Origin of the sequence: Paracoccus versutus (assembly GCF_000763885.1) — a bacterium.
GTDB lineage: Bacteria > Pseudomonadota > Alphaproteobacteria > Rhodobacterales > Rhodobacteraceae > Paracoccus > Paracoccus versutus.
Genome location: NZ_JRKO01000087.1, coordinates 1 through 15,228, shown reverse-complemented (window position 1 = coordinate 15,228; position 15,228 = coordinate 1). Strand labels below are relative to the sequence as shown.

The window sequence follows — 15,228 nt, the reverse complement described above, 5'->3', positions numbered from 1 at the left end:
ATGTCTGGGCCCATCTCATCGCCATCGCCATCATGCTCGCCTTCCCGGCCATGGTCATGTGGCTGCCGAACCACATGTGACGAGGGGCCGAAACCGAAACCGCGGGCGCCCCGGCATGCCGGGGCGCCGTCATGGAGAAAGCCATGCCCACCGATCCCGACCTGTCCCGCATCATCCGTCCGGGCGATTGCCTGATCTGGGGCCAGTCCCATGCCGAGCCGCGCCGCCTGATCCGCATGCTGGCCGAGCAGCGCGGCCGGCTGGGCGGGGTGCGGGTCTTTCTGGGCATCGGCCTGTCCGGCCTGCTCGGGCCCGAACATGCCGACCATATCGACTTCCTGGCCTATTGCGCCAGCGGCACCAACCGCGCGCTGATGCAGGCCGGGGTGCTGGACATCCTGCCGGTGCATTACTCGCGCCTGCCGCAGCTGCTGCGCGCCGACGTGGCGATGCTGCAGGTCTCGCCCCCCGACGCGCGCGGCCGCTACAGCCTGGGCATGGCGCGGGAATACCTGACCGCGCCCCTGTCCCGCGCCCGCGCCATCATCGCCGAGGTCAACCCGGACGTGCCCTGGACCTTCGGCGGCCCCTACCTGACCCGCGACGATTTCGCGCTGCTGGTGGACAGCGACGCGCCCCTGCCCGACGCCCCCGCCCGCATCGGCCCGGTCGAGACCGCCATCGGCCGCCATGTCGCCACGCTGGTCGAGGACGGCGCCACCCTGCAAACCGGCATCGGCGCGATCCCCGACGCGGCGCTGGCGCAACTGGGCGACCGCCGCGACCTGGGCATCCACAGCGGCAGCCTGGGCGACGGCGTGGCCGCCCTGCAGCAGGCGGGCGTGATCACCAACAGCCGCAAGCCGATAGACCCCGGCGTCACCGTGGGCGGCGTGCTGATGGGCGGCCCCGCCCTGCGCCGGCTGGCGCACCTGAACCCGCAGATCGAGCTGCGCGGCACCGAATACACCCATGATCCAAAGGTGCTGGGCCGGCTCGACCGCTTCGTGGCGCTGAACTCGGCGGTGGAGGTGGACCTGACCGGCCAGGTCAACAGCGAGGTCGCGGGCGGGCGCTATGTCGGCGCGGTGGGCGGCATCATCGACTTCCTGCGCGCCGCCGGCGCCAGTCCGGGCGGCGTGCCGATCATCGCCCTGCCCTCGACGGCGGGCGCGCACAGCCGCATCGTCGCCCGGCTTTCGGGCCCGGCCTCGGTGCCGCGGGCGGAATCCTGCGTGATCGTCACCGAACACGGCGTGGCCGACCTGCGCGGCCTGTCCTTGCGCCAGCGGGTTGACCGCATGATCGCCATCGCCCATCCCGATCACCGCGAGGCGCTGGCCCGCGAGGCGCATGAGAAAGGACCATGGGGATGAGCGAGTTCGGCATCCCGACGCTGCACAGCCGCGTCGAAAGCTGGGAATGCGACTTCAACGACCATTGGAACGCGCGTTTCTATGGCCGCAGCTTCCAGCTGGCGCTGGAGACGATCCCGACCCTGCCCGGCGTCACCAACCTGGGCGAGGCCCCGCCGCTGACCCGCTATATCCGCTTTCACCACGAGCTTTTCGTCGGCGCCGGGGTCGAGGTCCGCTCGGCCCGGCTGGCGGACGGCGCCCATGCCGGCGCGATCCTGCACCGGCTGTCCAGCCTGGGCCAGCTGGCGGCGACGGCGCTGGACATCGGCGGCATCGCCGTGCGGGGCCTCTTGCCGGACGTCCCGGCCAGCGCCGCGCGCCTGGCCCTGCCCCGCGGCCTGGCCGGTCGCGACGACGCCCGCTGGGACATCGAGCGCGGCGCCACCCTGGCCGAGACCGGGCCGATCCGCCCCTGGGAACTGGACCATCGCGGCCGGCTGCTGTTCGAGGAGCTGGTGCGCCGCGTCGCGCTGGCCTCGCATTTCCATGTCGGCCAGCTGGGCTTTACCGACGAATTGCGGCGCGAGACCGGCATCAGCCGCATGGCGGTCGAGACCCGCGTGACGCAGATCTCCGATGCGGCCGCCGGCACGCCCGTCCGCATCCGCTCGCGCGTGTCGCAGGTGGGGGCGAAATTCTTCACCGTCACCCATTCGGTCGAAACCCATGCCGGCCAGAAGCTCGCCTTCGTCGAGCACAGCATGGTCACGGTGGACCTGAACGCCCGCCGCGCCATCCCGGTGCCGGAGTTCCTGCGCCGGCTGGAGCTGTAGCGCGCCGGCCCGGCCTAGGCGGGCTCGTCCAGCACGATGGTCTTGCTTTCCAGGAAGGCGGCCAGCCCCTCGGGCCCGCCCTCGCGGCCGATGCCCGACTGCCGGAAGCCGCCGAAGCCGATCGAGAAATCCGTGCGCGGCCCGTTGTGGCCCACCGTGCCCGAACGGATCTGCCGCGCCACCCGCAGCGCCCGGTCGCGGTCGTTGGTGAAGACCGCGCCATTCAGGCCGAAGATCGTGTCATTGGCGGTGCGGATCGCCTCGGCCTCGTCCTCGACCGCGATCACGCCCAGAACCGGGCCGAAGATCTCTTCGCGCGCGATGGTCATGTCGTTCGAGACATTGCCGAAGACCGTCGGCTCGAAGAAGAACCCCCGGTTCAGATGCGACGGCCGCCGGCCGCCGGTGGCAAGCCGCGCGCCCTCGGCCAGGCCCTGCGCCACATAGCGCTCCACCGTGTCGCGCTGGCGCGCAAGCGCAAGCGGCCCCGAGGTGGTCGCCGCGTCGAAGGGATCGCCCAGCACGATCCCTTGCGCCACCGCCGACAGCGCCTCGACCATGGCGTCATGTTTCGCGCGCGGCACGATGATCCGCGTCAGGCTGTGGCAGACCTGCCCGGTCAGGTAGCCGAAGAAAAAGCCGCCCAGCGTATTCGCCGCCGTCTCGATGTCGTAATCGTCCAGCACCACGGCGGGCGACTTGCCGCCCAGTTCCAGCGTGACCCGCGCGATGCGTTCGCCCGCGGCAGAGGCGATACGCCGGCCGGCCGCCGTCGAGCCGGTGAAGGTGATCTTGTCCACGCCGGGGTCGCGCACCAGTTCCTCAGATTCGGCGCGGTCGGCGGTCAAGATGTTCACCACGCCCGGCGGCAGCCCGATCTCGTCGCAGATCTCGGCGAAAAGATAAGCCGAGCAGGGCGCCTCGGGCGCCGATTTGACGATGACCGTGCAGCCGGCCAGCAGCGCCGGCGCGACCTTGTAGGCCAGAAGGCCCGCCGGCCCGTTCCAGGGGATGATGACGGCGGTGACGCCCACCGGTTCCTGCACGCGCAGGCCCCTGTGGCCGGTCTGCGAGCGCTGCTCGACCTCGAAGGGATAGGTCGCGGCCATGGCGGCGTATTGGCGGAACGCGCCGCTGATGAACAGGCCGATGCGCGGCTGCGCCACCTTGTAGACGACGCCGGACTCGATGCTCCAGATCTGGGCGAAATCGTCGTTCATCGCCTCCAGCCGCTCGGCCAGCCTTTCCAGGAAGGGCGCGCGCTCGGCCGGGGCCATGCGCGGCCAGGGACCCTGGTCGAAGGCCGCGCGCGCCGCCTGCACGGCACGGCGCATATCCGCGGATTCGGCGCGGGCGACGGTGGCCGCGACCTCTTCGGTCGCGCAATCCAGCACGTCGAACGTGCCGGTCCCGGCCGGTTCGACCCATTCGCCGCCGATATAGAACCTGCCGGGATGCTTCAGTTCGATGCGCCGCGCCGTCATGGCCTTTCCCCCTTTGCTTCAGAACAGGAAGACGCCCTTGCCGCCGGCCTGCTTGTTGAAATCCTCATAGGCTTGGGCGGCCTGGTCCAGCTTCCATTCGTCGGTGAAAAGCCTGTCCACCTCGACGCCGTGGTCGGCGATGAACCAGGCGCAATCCTTCATGCCCACCTCGGAGAAGGTGTAGGAGCCGATCACCGTGCGCTGCTTGCCGATCAGGTCCTTCATCCCGTCCACGTTCAGGTTGCCGCCCACCGCGACCAGCGCGATCTTGCCCCAGACCCTGGTCGAGCGCACGGCCTGCTGCTTGGGCACCTCGCCCCCGGCGCAATCCATGGCGCAGGAGACGCCCTTGCCGCGGGTCAGCTTGTGGATTTCCTCGACCGGATCCAGCTTGCTGGCGTCGATCACATGCGCCGCGCCGAAGTTCCGCGCATTGGCCACCCGCTGGGCGTTGATGTCGACGCCGATCACCTCGACCCCCATGGCGGCGGCAAGCTGCACCGCCGACAGCCCGACCGGGCCCAGGCCAAAGACCGCCAGCGTGTCGCGCGCGCTGATGTCCAGCCGCAGCAGCGCGCCATAGGCGGTGCCGGTGCCGCATGTCACCGCCGCGCCGCCCTTGAAGGACAGGTCGGAGGGCAGATGCACCAGCGAACTGGCCGGCACCTTGATGTAATCGGCATGGCCGCCGTGCTTGATGACGCCATGCGGCGCCGCCCCCTGGTCGCAAAGCTGGGTCCAGCCGCTGCGGCAATGGTCGCAATGCGTGCAGCCCTCGTAATGGAACACCATCACCCGGTCGCCGGGCTTGAAGGTCTTGGCATCCACCCCAGCACCGACCTCGGCGATCACGCCGCAGGGCTCGTGCCCGCCGATGATCGGCGCATCGGGGTCGATGCCGCGCGACGCCAGATCCTTGAAGCCCAGCATCTTGATGACCTCGGCCATGCCGTGGCGATAGAAATGCAGGTCGCTGCCGCACATGCCCGAGGCCTTCATCTCGACCACCACCTCGCCGGGGCCGGGCGTCGGGTCGTCGAAATTCAGCAACTCGACCTTGTTGTCACCTTGAAAGACCATGCCGCGCATAGGATTCCCCCTCCGATCCGGCGGCAAGATCGCCGCGCCTCGTGCCGTCTCCGGCCGCCGCGGCCGGATGCGCCTTGTTGATAACCCCCTGCCCCTCCAGGCGAGAAGCCTTATCGAAAACGGCAGGCCCTAGACATGGCATCGCTTTTCCCTATGGCCGTCCCCGTCCCAGGCCGGTCGCGGAAAACCCTTTGACAATAATGCGGCCATGCCGCGAAAATGGCGGGCAGGGAGCAGGATCGACGATCAGGCGGGCCGACTTGCCGAATGTTCAAGGGAAAGCCTATGGCCCCGATCCGCCGTCCAAGGGGGAGTATTCGTGAGCAGAGCCACCCGCGCGCAGGCGCCGGACATCGACATCAAGCATGTCTATTATTTCCTGATGCTGGCCAAGCACGGCTCCATCTCCAAGGCGGCCAATGCGCTGGGGCTGGCGCAGCCGTCGCTGTCGGAACATGTCGCGCGGCTGGAGGCGCGGCTGAACACCAAGCTGGCCATCCGCGGCCCGCGCGGCGTCACCCTGACCGAGGCCGGCCGCTTCCTGGCGCGCGAGGGGCACAAGCTGGTCGACGTGGCGCGCGCCCTGACCGACAGCCTGCGCGAGATGAGCGACGAATTGCAGGGCACGGTCTCGATCGGGCTGCCGCCTTCGCTGAGCCTGCTGGTCAGCATCCCGCTGGCCGAGACCATGCGGCTCGAGGCGCCCGGCATCCGGCTGCACCTGACCGAGGGGCTGTCGGGCCATATCCTCGACTGGATCGAGCAGGAGCAGCTGGACATGGGCTTCGTCTACACCATGCCGCCCAGCACCGGCTTTCAGACCGATGCGATCCTGGAGGAAGAGATCTTCGTCGTCGCGGCCGAGGACAATGTCCCGGTCGAGCCGGACGAGGACGGCGGCTATTCCATCCCTGCCTCGCAGCTGGGCGAGCTGCCGCTGGTCATGCCCGGCCTGCCCCACAGCGCCCGCCACGCCATCGAGCGCTTCGCCCGCGCCCATGGGCTGAACCTCAACGTCATCGTCGAGATCGACTCGCTGTCGCAGATCATCGAGATGGTCAGCCGCGCCAGCGCCTTCAGCATCCTGCCCCATGCCCCGGTCGCCAAGCTGGTCGAGGAAGGCAAGCTGGTGCTGATCCGCATCAAGGATCCCGGCTTCAACCGCACCGTCTACCTGACGCGCAAGCGCAGCCGGGCGGTATCGATGGTCAGCCTGACGGTGGAAAAGACCGTGCTGAAGATCATCGAGGAGATGGTCGAACGCTACGGCCTGCGCGCCCGCTTCATCGCCAACGAGAAACCCGGCCGGAAGTGACCGGCCGGATCGGTCGCGGCCCGCGCCTCAGGCGACGGCGCCGCTGTCGCGCAGCGTCGCGATTTCCGGGCCCGAAAAGCCCCAGTCCGCCAGGATCGCGTCGCTGTGTTCGCCCGGACGCGCAGGCGGGCACTGGATGGCGCCGGGGGTGCGGCTGAAGCGCGGCGCCGGGGCGGGCTGGATCACGCCGTCCACCTCGACGAAGGTGTGGCGGGCACGCAGATGCGGATGCGCCGGCGCCTCGTGCAGCGACAGGACCGGGGCAATGCAGACCTCGCGCCCCTCGGCCAGCGCCACCCATTCGTCGCGTGTGCGGCTGCGAAAGGCCTCGGCGAATTTCTCGCGGATCAGCGGCCAGCCGGCCTTGTCGTGCTGGTCGGGCAGGCCGGCATCCTCAAGGCCCAGCAGCTTGACCGCGTTGCGATAAAACCGCGTCTCGTTGGCGCCGATGCCGATATGCTTGCCGTCCGCCGTCTCATAGACGTTGTAGAAGGGCGCGCCGGAATCCAGCCGGTTCGCCCCGCGCTCATCCGTCCAGTAGCCCATGGCGAGCGCGCCGTAGATCAGCGTCATCAGCGAGGCCGAGCCGTCCACCATCGCCGCATCGACCACCTGCCCCCGCCCCGAGCCCCTGGCCTCGAGCAGCGCGCCAAGCACGCCCATCACCAGGTAAAGCGAACCGCCGCCGAAATCGCCGGCCAGGTTCAGCGGGATGACCGGCGGGCCGCCGGCCTGCCCCACCGAATGCAGCACGCCGGTCAGGGCGATATAGTTGATGTCGTGGCCCGGCTCGCGCGCCAGCGGGCCGTCCTGCCCCCAGCCGGTCATGCGGCCATAGACCAGGCGCGGATTGGCGGCCTGGCATTCCTCGGGGCCCAGCCCCAGCCGCTCGGCGACACCGGGCCGGAACCCCTCGATCAGCGCATCGGCATCGCGCACCAGCCGCAGCACGGTCTCGACCGCCTTGGGGTTCTTCAGGTCCAGGGCCAGGCTGCGGCGGCCGCGGTTGAGCAGATGCAGCCGCGGATCGCCCGGCAGGCCGCCGTCGCCGGCCTCGGCGCGGTCGATGCGGATGACCTCGGCCCCCATGTCGGCCAGCAGCAGCGCGGCAAAGGGCACCGGGCCGACCCCGCCCAGCTCGATGATCCTGATGCCCGCCAGCGGGCCTTTTGCCTTGCTCATGCCTTCCTCCTCGTGATGGGCGCCGGACGGGGCGCAAGCGAAAGCGGCGGACGATCCCGTCGCCGCCGCTTCCGAACCAGCCTTGCCGTGGCTCTTTTCCGTTCTGCCGGACGCGCCGCCTTGGGGCGGAAATTAGGCCCGCCGCGCCCGCCATCCAACTCGTGGATTTCGAAGCCGCATTTCGGTCCTGCCGAAGCGGCCCCTGCTAGAGGTTCTCGGCAAAGAAGGTCTTGAGCTGCGCCATGGCCTTCCCGACCGGCTCGGGCTGGTCATAGAGGTCGTAATGAGTGGCGCCGGGCACGACCAGGATGTTCTTCCTGGCCGATCGCGCCTTGTCGAACAGCTCGAACCCGTCGCGATAGGAACCGAAGGCACCGGCCTGGCCGCCGCCGACGATGATCTGCAAGGGCTGGGTCAGCAACTGGTCCGCCAGATGGAACGCATCGAAGCCGAAGCCGGCCTGCGTGCTGACCACGTTGAGCCTGTTCGGCGAGCCGGGCTGCCGGCCGCGCTGGGTGGTGTAGTAGTCCACCGCCTCGACCACATCGACGTCCTTGATGCCCGTGGCTTCCAGCTCCTCCTGCGAGCGCGGGATATAGCTGGTGATCGCCGGCTCGGCCCCGCGCGCCTCGGCGGTGCGCTGCGCGCAGATGCCCTCCAGCGCCTTGATGGCCGCGTCGGGGCTGAGATCGCCCTCGCGCGAGATCCGGCCGTAATTGGCGCCGACGACGGTGGCGACGGCCTTGAAGCGGCGTTCGGTCATCGCGGCATTGACCGCATAGCCGCCGCCGCCGCAGATGCCCAGGACGCCGATGCGGTCGGCATCGACGAAATCCTGCGCCACCAGGTAGTCGACCGCGCAGCGGAAATCCTCGACGCGGGTGGCCGGATCTTCCAGATACCGCCCAGGCCCACCGCTTGCGCCCTGAGTCGAGGCGTCGAAGGCCAGGCAGACATAGCCCAGATCGGCCAGTTTCGCGGCATAGATCGCCGCGGTCTGTTCCTTGCACGAGCTGATCGGATGGGCGACGATAATGGCCGGGTATTTCCCGCCCTCGTCGAACCCTTCGGGAAGATGCAGGTCGGCAGCCACGTCCCAGGTCTTGTTCCTGAAGCTCACGGATTTCATGGTTCGGTTCTCCTCTTTGCCGCTATCGGGCGGGGTGGGATCAAGGATAGGTTTTGAAGATGGGGCGGACCGGCTGGGCCGACGCAATGACCGGAATATAGCCAAGCCGGCTTCTTGCGATTAGATGGGGCAATCGGAATACGGCCATTAGCGGGTCTTATGAATGAACACCGAGGATCTTCGCGACCTGAACGCCTTCGTCGCCGCCGCCGAAGAGGGCAACTTCACCCGCGCCGCCGCGCGGCTGGGGGTGTCGCAGTCGGCGCTGAGCCAGACGATCCGCAATCTCGAGGAACGCACCGGCGTGCGCCTGTTCAACCGCACCACCCGCAACGTCTCGCTGACCGAGGCGGGCGAGCGGCTGCTGAAAAGCGTCCACCCCGCCCTGGCCGAGATCGAGCAGGGTTTCGCCCAGCTTGGCAGCCTGCGGGACAAGCCCGCCGGCACGATCCGCATCTCGGCCGACGAATATGCCATCGACAGCGTGCTATGGCCGCTGTTGCAGCCCTTCCTGCGCAAATATCCCGACATCGCGCTGGAGCTGACCACGGATTACGGGCGCGGCGACATCATCGGCCAGCGCCAGGACGCCGGCGTCCGCCGCGGCCGGCTGGTGTCGCAGGACATGATCGCGCTGCGCATCGGGCCGGACGTGCCCATGGCGGTGGTGGCGACGCCCGAGCGGGTGGCCGCGGGCAAGGCGCCCGCCCGGCCGCAGGATCTGGCGGGGCAGGATTGCATCAACCTGCGGCTGCCGACGCATGGCGAGATCTTCCCGTGGCATTTCACCGTGGATGGCAAGGACATGCATGTCACCATTTCCGGGCGGCAGGTCTTTACCTCGATCGCGCTGGTGCGCGCGGCCTGCCTGGCGGGGTTCGGCTATGCCTACCTGCCCCTGGGCTATGTGGACGCGCATCTGCGCGACGGGCGGCTGGTCGAGGTGCTGGCCCATTGCAGAAAGACCTTCGAGGGCTATCACCTCTATTATCCCAGCCGCCGCCAGCAGCCCCCGGCGCTGGCGGCGCTGATCGAGGAATTGCGCGGCCGCGCCTGAAGCGGTCGCGCAGGGCGCTCAGCGGGCGACGTAGCCGCCATCGACCGGCAGCGCCACGCCCGTCACATAAGAGGCATCGTCCGACAGAAGCCACAGCGCGGCATGGGCGATCTCTTCGGGCTGGGCCAGGCGACCCAGCGGGACGGCGGCCATGATGCGGGCCAGGTTGGCCTCCTTGCCGGCCTCGTCCACGTTGCGGTTCATGAAGAAGGGCAGCATCGGCGTCTCGACCGGGCCGGGGCAGACCGCGTTCACCCGGATGCGGTCGACGGCAAAGCGTTGCGCCAGCGACTGGGTAAAGCCGACGATGCCGAACTTCACCGCCGAATAGACCGGGCTCATCATCGAGCCGACCAGCCCGCCGACCGACGAGGTGAAGAGGATCGCACCCCCGCCCGCAGCGCGCATATGCGACGCCACCTCGCCCGCGCAGACCAGGGCCGAGGTCAGGTTCAGCGCCACGGAAAAGTCGTATTGCTCCAGGTCGATGCCCTCGACCTCGGTCGGGCCGGGCGTCCCGGCATGGGACCACAGCGCGTCGATGCCGCCCAGGGCTTCGGCCGCCTCGGCGATGATGCGCCTGCATTCCTCGGGGCGGGACAGGTCGGCGACGATGCCTGTCGCCTTGCCGCCCTCTGCCTCGATCCCGGCCACGACCTCGGCCGTGGCCTCGGCGTTCACGTCCACCACCGCGACGCTGGCGCCGTTCTGCGCGAAAAGCCGGGCGCCGGCCCGGCCCATGCCCGAGGCGCCCGCCGTCACCACGGCGCGTTTTCCCTGCATCCTCATGATCGCTTCCATCCCTTGCGGCGGGGATCAGCCCCGGATGTTTTCCTTGAAGACCGGGCTGGCCGAGACAAAGCTTTCGAACTTCAGCGACCGGACCTTCCAGCCCGCGCCGGTGCGGGCAAAGCTGAAGGCGTAGCCCCCCGACAGAAGCTGGTGGATGCCGTCCGCGGTCAGCCGGAAATAGGTCACGTCGGTCTTGGCCGCGGCCCCGTCGCCGTCCACCTCGATCACCGGATTGGTGATGTGGTGGTGGCATTGCGGCACCTCGCGCCAGACCTTCTGCACCAGTTGCCGGATGCCGTCGGTGCCATGCCCCTCGCCGCGGGGCAGCAGATAGTCGCCGTCCTCGGCCCAGATGCTCATGAAGGTCGGCTCGTCCTTCCTGTCGATGCCGTGGCAGTATTTCGCCATCAGGGTCTTGATGTCCTCGATGTCGAGCAGGCGTTGCAGCTTGTCTTCGACCGTCATTCCTTCCTCCTCCTGGATGTGGCAGCCGCGGCTCAGGCAGCGGGCGTGCCGTTCAGAACCTGCGCGAGCCTGCGGGCGTCGCTTGCGTCGTCCCAAAGCGCGGCGGCCAGCGCGCCGCCGCTGGGGAAGCGGCCCAGATGCGCCAGCCCGTCGCCCTTGGCGATGATCTGCGCGACGCTCAGCGACTTGCGAGCCGTGCCCACGCTGTCCACCACCAGGGCCGAGCGCGTGCCGCCATCGGCAAGGCGCATCGTCACGCGCGAGGCGAACTGGCGCGGGTAATATTCCCGCTCGATCTCGGCATCGACCCGGAAGCGGACCTTGGCGACCAGCGACAGGATGCGCGGATCGTCCAGGAATTCCTCGCCATAGGCGTCGTAGCGGGTCGGGCCGTAGGCCAGGGTCGCCGCGACGATATAGGGGCAGCTGTATTGCGCGGTCATGGTCGATTCGGCCCGCGTCATGTGCTGTTCGGCGACCAGGCGCGGACCCTGGATCAGGATCTCGGCGATGCTGTCGGTGGGGACGGTGAAATCATCCGTCACCTCGCGCAGGGCGTCGATGGTCGAATGGAACAGCCGGCAGCAGGAATAGGGCTTGAGGCTGATGACATGGATCTGCTTCTCGCCCGGCTCGACCGCTTGCAGCGGGCCGCCGAACAGGCCGGCCACGCCATAGGCGCCCTCGGCCGCCTGCAGGGGCGCGGTCACGGCCGAGAGTTCGGCGAAATCCGCGGCCAGCACGCCGTTGCGCGCGCCCAGCCCGGCATGGACGCGCTTGACCTCGCCCCCCGTCGGCTCGGCCGAGAACTGCATCGAGCCGCAGGCCTGCGACAGCGCATGGCCCCATGCCTGCAGCAGCATGTCAGGCGTGACCTCCTGCCCGCGCGCATAGGCCCGCAGGGCGACCGCCGCGGTCGCCGCCCCGAACGAGCCGAAGACCGAGGTCGGGTGAAAGCCGCGATGCACCGTCTCGAGCCCGCCGGCGCAGCCGCCGATCAGCGCCATCGCCTCGTAGCCGGCGATGGCGGCGCGGAACAGGTCGGCCTGCGAGGCGCCGGTCTGCGCCCCCACCGCCAGCGCCGCGGGAATGATGACGCAGCCGGGATGGCTGGTGGTCACGTCATGGGTGTCGTCCAGCTCATAGGCGTGGCCGGCCGTGCCATGCACCAGCGCCGCGACCGAGGGATCGGCGGTCCAGTCGGCGCCCAGCACCATGCTGGGCCCGGTGCCGGCAAAGCGCCGCGACCATTCCGAGACCTGCCGCACCGCCGGCCGGGTGATCCCCCACAGCGAGACGATGAACCCGTCCAGGAACAGCCGGCGCATCGCCTCGGTATCCTCGGCACTCGGCATGGCATTGGCCAGGGCCGCGACATGCGTGGCCAGCCGCAGCGTCAGGCCAGCCGCGTTCGGCGCATCCTGCTTCATCTCGGGTCTCCTCCGTCCAGCGAACCGGCGGCGCGACCGGGCGCCGCCTTGCCCGCCCATGGTCGTGCTTCCCCGGCTTTCGGGCCACCGCAAAAACGCGCGCCCCTCTCTATGGCCCATGCAGGCTCGCCCTATGGCCGGGGCGAAAAGCGTTGCCCGGAGGGGATCAGGGGAGGACATTCCCCAGCCATGAAGTCGCCGATCCGACAACGGCGGCAGGGAGGAAACCTCATGACAAAGGCATCATCAGCGCGGCGGGCCGACAGGCACAAGAGCCAAGGCAGACCGCCCGTCCTGCGCCGTCTGCTGTCCGGCGCGCTGCTGGCGGCGGCCGCGGCGACGCCCGCGCTGGCCCAGGACAAGATCGAGCTGAAGGTCGCGCATCTGTTCTCGAACGAGCTTTACCTCTGGGCCGAGGGCGGCAAGAAGATGGTCGACGCGGTCGAGAAGGCCACGGACGGCCAGGTCAGTTTCACCGTCTATCCCTCGGGCCAGCTGGGCAAGGATACGCTGGCCGCGCTGCAATCCGGGCTGGCGGACATCGCCATCGTCATCCCCGCCTATAACGCGCAGAAGCTGCCGCTTTCGTCGGTGGCCGAGCTGCCCGGCCTTTACGCCGATTCCTGCGAGGCCAGCGCCAGCATGTCGGCCATCGCCGCGCCGGACGGGGTGCTGGGCCAGGCCGAATACGACCCCCAGGGCGTGCGGCTGCTGTTTGCCAATGTCCAGCCGGGCTACAACCTGTTCATGGGCAAGACCGATCCGCAGAACCTCGAGGCGATCAAGGGCAAGAAGATCCGCGCCGTCGGCAATTCCGGGGTCAGGACCATCTCGGCCCTGGGGGCGGTGCCGGTGCAGATCACCGTGTCGGAAGTCTACGATTCGCTCAGCCGCGGGACGATCGACGGCGCGCTCTACAACTATATCGGGCTTCCCGACTACGATCTGCCGGACCTGCTGAAATATTCCGTCCAGGGCCCGCGTTTCGGCGGCACCGCCATCATCTATGCGATGCGGAACGAGACCTGGAACAAGCTGCCCCCCGAGGTGCAGCAGCATTTCACCGAAGCCGCGGCCAAGGCGCGCGAGAACCTCTGCACCTGGCAGCAGGAAAACACGCTTTCCATCCGCGAGGACATCGTGGCCGGCAAGGGCCATACCGTCGTCACCCTGTCGCCCGAGGAAAACGCCCGCTGGGAAGCCCCCTTCCCCGGCGTGATCGACGCCTGGCTGGGCGACATGTCCTCGGCCGGCAAGGACGGGCAGGCCATCCTGGACGCCTATCGCGGCAAAGCAGCCGAATAGGCGCGATCCGCAGCAGGACATCGGCCCGGTTCCTGGGCCGGCGACGGATCATCCCGTTGCCGGCCCTTTGCCCTGTCCTCGCCGCCTTGCTGCCCGGTGCGCTGCAGGGGTCGCGCCGCAAACGGAAGATCCCGCCGCAGGGGATGCGGCGGGATCGTTTCCTTGCCGGCGGTCAGAAGCGGACCTGGACCGATTTGCTTTCCGTATAGGCCAGCACCGATTCCGCGCCGAATTCGCGGCCGAGGCCCGATTGCTTGAAGCCGCCGAAGGGCATCACCGGGTCGGTCTCGCCGAAGGTGTTGACCCAGATGCGCCCGGCCTTCATCGCCCGCGCCACCTTGTGCGCGCGCGAGATGTCGCGGCTCCAGACCGCCGCCGCCAGGCCATAGCTGGTGTCGTTGGCCTTGAAGATCGCGTCGTCCTCGTCCTTGAAGGGGATCAGCGAGACGACGGGGCCGAAGATCTCCTCGCGCGCGATCCTCATGCCGTTGGTGACGCCGGCGAAAACCGTGGGCCTGACGAAGAAGCCGGGGCCTTCGACGCGGTCGCCGCCGGTGCGCAGCTCGGCCCCTTCGGCGTTGCCGGCATCGACATAGGACATCACCCGGTCAAGCTGCCTGGCCGAGATCACCGGGCCAAGCTTGGTTTCCGGGTCGAAGGGGTCGCCGACCTTCTGGCCCGAGGCGATCTCGACGATGCGCCCGGCCACCTCGTCATGGATGCCTTCCTGCACGAAGACCCGCGTCCCGGCCGAACAGACCTGCCCCGAATTGCGCGTAAAGCCGTTGACCGCCGCGACCACCGCCTTGTCCAGGTCGGCATCGGCGAAGATGATGTTCGGCGACTTGCCGCCCAGCTCCAGCGTCACCCGCTTCATCGTCTCGATCGAGGCTTGCAGGATCTGCTTGCCGACCACGGTCGAGCCGGTGAAGGCGACCTTGTCCACCTCCGGGTGCCCCGAGATCGCCGCGCCCACGGTCGAGCCATAGCCCGTCACCACGTTCAGCACCCCCGGCGGCAGGTCGGTGTCCTGGATCAGCTCGGCCATGCGCAGGGTGCTGAGCGAGGCCAGCTCGGACGGCTTCAGCACCACGGTATTGCCGCAGGCCAGCGCGGTGGCGATCTTCAGCGCCGCCATCAGGCTGGGCACGTTCCAGGGAATGATCTGGCCGCAGACCCCGACCGGGTCGCGCAGGGTGAAGATGAACATCGAGGCGTCGGTGGGCGTGGTGGTGCCGAAGATCTTGGAACACCAGCCGGCGTAATAGCGGAAGGTGTCGCCCACCATGGCGATCACCGCATTGCTGAACCAGGTCGGCATGCCGTTGTCCAGCGTCTCCAGCGCCGCAAGCTCGGCGGCGTGCCGGTCGATGGCCTCGGCCATCTCCAGCAGCATCCGCGTGCGCAGATGCGGCGAGATGCCCGACCAGGTCGGCGCCTCGAAGGCGCGGCGAGCGGCGCGCACGGCGACATCCACGTCGCCGGCATCCGCCTCGGAGATCCGGGCCAGCAGCTTGCCGGTGGTCGGGTTCAGGCTTTCCAGCGTCCTGCCGGATTGCGCCTCGACCCATTGGCCGTCGATCAGGTTGCGTTTCGGCCCCGCGGCCGCCCAGTCCCGCGCGGTTTCCCGTCCCGGATGGGTGAAATCTGCCGTCATCTTGCTCCCTCCCGATGTTCAGCTTGCGTCGCGGCGCGGCAGGGCGTCCTGCCGGATCATGTCCGCCGCCTTTTCCCCGATCATGATGCAGGGCGCGTTGGTATTGCCCGAGGTGATCGTGGGCATGACCGA

13 protein-coding genes are annotated in these 15,228 nt (G+C 68.9%); 5 read left to right on the top strand and 8 right to left on the bottom strand.

Annotation, left to right across the window (positions count from 1 at the left end):
* Positions 1-143 precede the first annotated feature (143 nt).
* Both IT40_RS24345 and IT40_RS24340 read left to right on the top strand, forming a co-directional pair.
* A complete protein-coding gene (locus tag IT40_RS24345) occupies positions 144-1,376 on the top strand; it encodes an acetyl-CoA hydrolase/transferase family protein (RefSeq protein WP_036760598.1) in 1,233 nt (410 codons plus the stop codon).
* Positions 1,373-2,191 (top strand): thioesterase family protein, encoded by an 819-nt coding sequence (locus IT40_RS24340; protein WP_036760593.1) that lies wholly within the window; start codon positions 1,373-1,375, stop codon positions 2,189-2,191. Before IT40_RS24345 ends, IT40_RS24340 begins: the two co-directional genes overlap by 4 nt.
* Positions 2,192-2,205: 14 nt before the next feature.
* On the opposite strand, the gene IT40_RS24335 is transcribed toward IT40_RS24340, so the two are convergent.
* Together IT40_RS24335 and IT40_RS24330 are read right to left on the bottom strand one after the other, a co-directional pair.
* Positions 2,206-3,675: an aldehyde dehydrogenase gene (locus IT40_RS24335; RefSeq protein WP_036760590.1), complete on the bottom strand. Its 1,470-nt coding sequence runs from the start codon at positions 3,673-3,675 to the stop codon at positions 2,206-2,208.
* Between the two features lie 18 nt (positions 3,676-3,693).
* A complete protein-coding gene (locus IT40_RS24330; protein ID WP_036760588.1) occupies positions 3,694-4,764 on the bottom strand; it encodes a zinc-dependent alcohol dehydrogenase family protein in 1,071 nt (356 codons plus the stop codon).
* 319 nt (positions 4,765-5,083) lie between these two features.
* Between IT40_RS24330 and IT40_RS24325 the strand changes: the two genes are divergently transcribed.
* A complete protein-coding gene (locus IT40_RS24325; RefSeq protein WP_036760585.1) occupies positions 5,084-6,079 on the top strand; it encodes a LysR family transcriptional regulator in 996 nt (331 codons plus the stop codon).
* A 27-nt stretch (positions 6,080-6,106) separates the two neighbouring features.
* Here IT40_RS24325 and IT40_RS24320 read toward each other — a convergent pair whose 3' ends face one another.
* Positions 6,107-7,261 carry a CaiB/BaiF CoA transferase family protein gene (locus tag IT40_RS24320; protein ID WP_036760582.1) on the bottom strand — a complete coding sequence of 385 codons (1,155 nt, stop codon included), beginning with the start codon at positions 7,259-7,261 and terminating at the stop codon, positions 6,107-6,109.
* 205 nt (positions 7,262-7,466) lie between these two features.
* Positions 7,467-8,390, bottom strand: a complete 924-nt coding sequence (locus tag IT40_RS24315) for an alpha/beta hydrolase (protein ID WP_036760579.1) — start codon at positions 8,388-8,390, stop codon at positions 7,467-7,469.
* Between the two features lie 163 nt (positions 8,391-8,553).
* Between IT40_RS24315 and IT40_RS24310 the strand changes: the two genes are divergently transcribed.
* Positions 8,554-9,447, top strand: coding sequence for a LysR family transcriptional regulator (locus tag IT40_RS24310; RefSeq protein ID WP_036760577.1), 894 nt, complete (start codon positions 8,554-8,556; stop codon positions 9,445-9,447).
* Between the two features lie 18 nt (positions 9,448-9,465).
* Here the strand turns inward: IT40_RS24310 and IT40_RS24305 are convergent, their stop codons facing one another.
* From IT40_RS24305 to IT40_RS24295, 3 genes are read right to left on the bottom strand one after another with little or no spacing between them, the layout of a single operon-like run.
* Positions 9,466-10,236, bottom strand: coding sequence for an SDR family NAD(P)-dependent oxidoreductase (locus IT40_RS24305; RefSeq protein ID WP_036760597.1), 771 nt, complete (start codon positions 10,234-10,236; stop codon positions 9,466-9,468).
* Positions 10,237-10,263: 27 nt separating this feature from the next.
* Positions 10,264-10,704 carry a nuclear transport factor 2 family protein gene (locus tag IT40_RS24300; protein WP_036760574.1) on the bottom strand — a complete coding sequence of 147 codons (441 nt, stop codon included), beginning with the start codon at positions 10,702-10,704 and terminating at the stop codon, positions 10,264-10,266.
* Positions 10,705-10,736: 32 nt separating this feature from the next.
* On the bottom strand, positions 10,737-12,134 hold the full coding sequence (locus IT40_RS24295; RefSeq protein WP_036760572.1) for an MmgE/PrpD family protein: 1,398 nt from the start codon (positions 12,132-12,134) through the stop codon (positions 10,737-10,739).
* 231 nt (positions 12,135-12,365) lie between these two features.
* Here IT40_RS24295 and IT40_RS24290 point away from each other — a divergent pair, with 231 nt between their 5' ends.
* Complete coding sequence (locus IT40_RS24290) at positions 12,366-13,439, top strand: TRAP transporter substrate-binding protein (protein ID WP_052096280.1); 1,074 nt, start codon at positions 12,366-12,368, stop codon at positions 13,437-13,439.
* A gap of 172 nt (positions 13,440-13,611) precedes the next feature.
* On the opposite strand, the gene IT40_RS24285 is transcribed toward IT40_RS24290, so the two are convergent.
* Positions 13,612-15,096, bottom strand: a complete 1,485-nt coding sequence (locus IT40_RS24285; protein WP_036760569.1) for an aldehyde dehydrogenase family protein — start codon at positions 15,094-15,096, stop codon at positions 13,612-13,614.
* Positions 15,097-15,228: the final 132 nt, after the last annotated feature.

Coding starts and splice junctions, on each gene's coding strand:
- IT40_RS24345 (WP_036760598.1), top strand. CDS start 144: ATGCCCACCGATCCCGACCTGTCCCGCATCATCCGTCCGGGCGATTGC.
- IT40_RS24340 (WP_036760593.1), top strand. CDS start 1,373: ATGAGCGAGTTCGGCATCCCGACGCTGCACAGCCGCGTCGAAAGCTGG.
- IT40_RS24335 (WP_036760590.1), bottom strand. CDS start 3,675: ATGACGGCGCGGCGCATCGAACTGAAGCATCCCGGCAGGTTCTATATC.
- IT40_RS24330 (WP_036760588.1), bottom strand. CDS start 4,764: ATGCGCGGCATGGTCTTTCAAGGTGACAACAAGGTCGAGTTGCTGAAT.
- IT40_RS24320 (WP_036760582.1), bottom strand. CDS start 7,261: ATGAGCAAGGCAAAAGGCCCGCTGGCGGGCATCAGGATCATCGAGCTG.
- IT40_RS24315 (WP_036760579.1), bottom strand. CDS start 8,390: ATGAAATCCGTGAGCTTCAGGAACAAGACCTGGGACGTGGCTGCCGAC.
- IT40_RS24310 (WP_036760577.1), top strand. CDS start 8,554: ATGAACACCGAGGATCTTCGCGACCTGAACGCCTTCGTCGCCGCCGCC.
- IT40_RS24305 (WP_036760597.1), bottom strand. CDS start 10,236: ATGAGGATGCAGGGAAAACGCGCCGTGGTGACGGCGGGCGCCTCGGGC.
- IT40_RS24300 (WP_036760574.1), bottom strand. CDS start 10,704: ATGACGGTCGAAGACAAGCTGCAACGCCTGCTCGACATCGAGGACATC.
- IT40_RS24295 (WP_036760572.1), bottom strand. CDS start 12,134: ATGAAGCAGGATGCGCCGAACGCGGCTGGCCTGACGCTGCGGCTGGCC.
- IT40_RS24290 (WP_052096280.1), top strand. CDS start 12,366: ATGACAAAGGCATCATCAGCGCGGCGGGCCGACAGGCACAAGAGCCAA.
- IT40_RS24285 (WP_036760569.1), bottom strand. CDS start 15,096: ATGACGGCAGATTTCACCCATCCGGGACGGGAAACCGCGCGGGACTGG.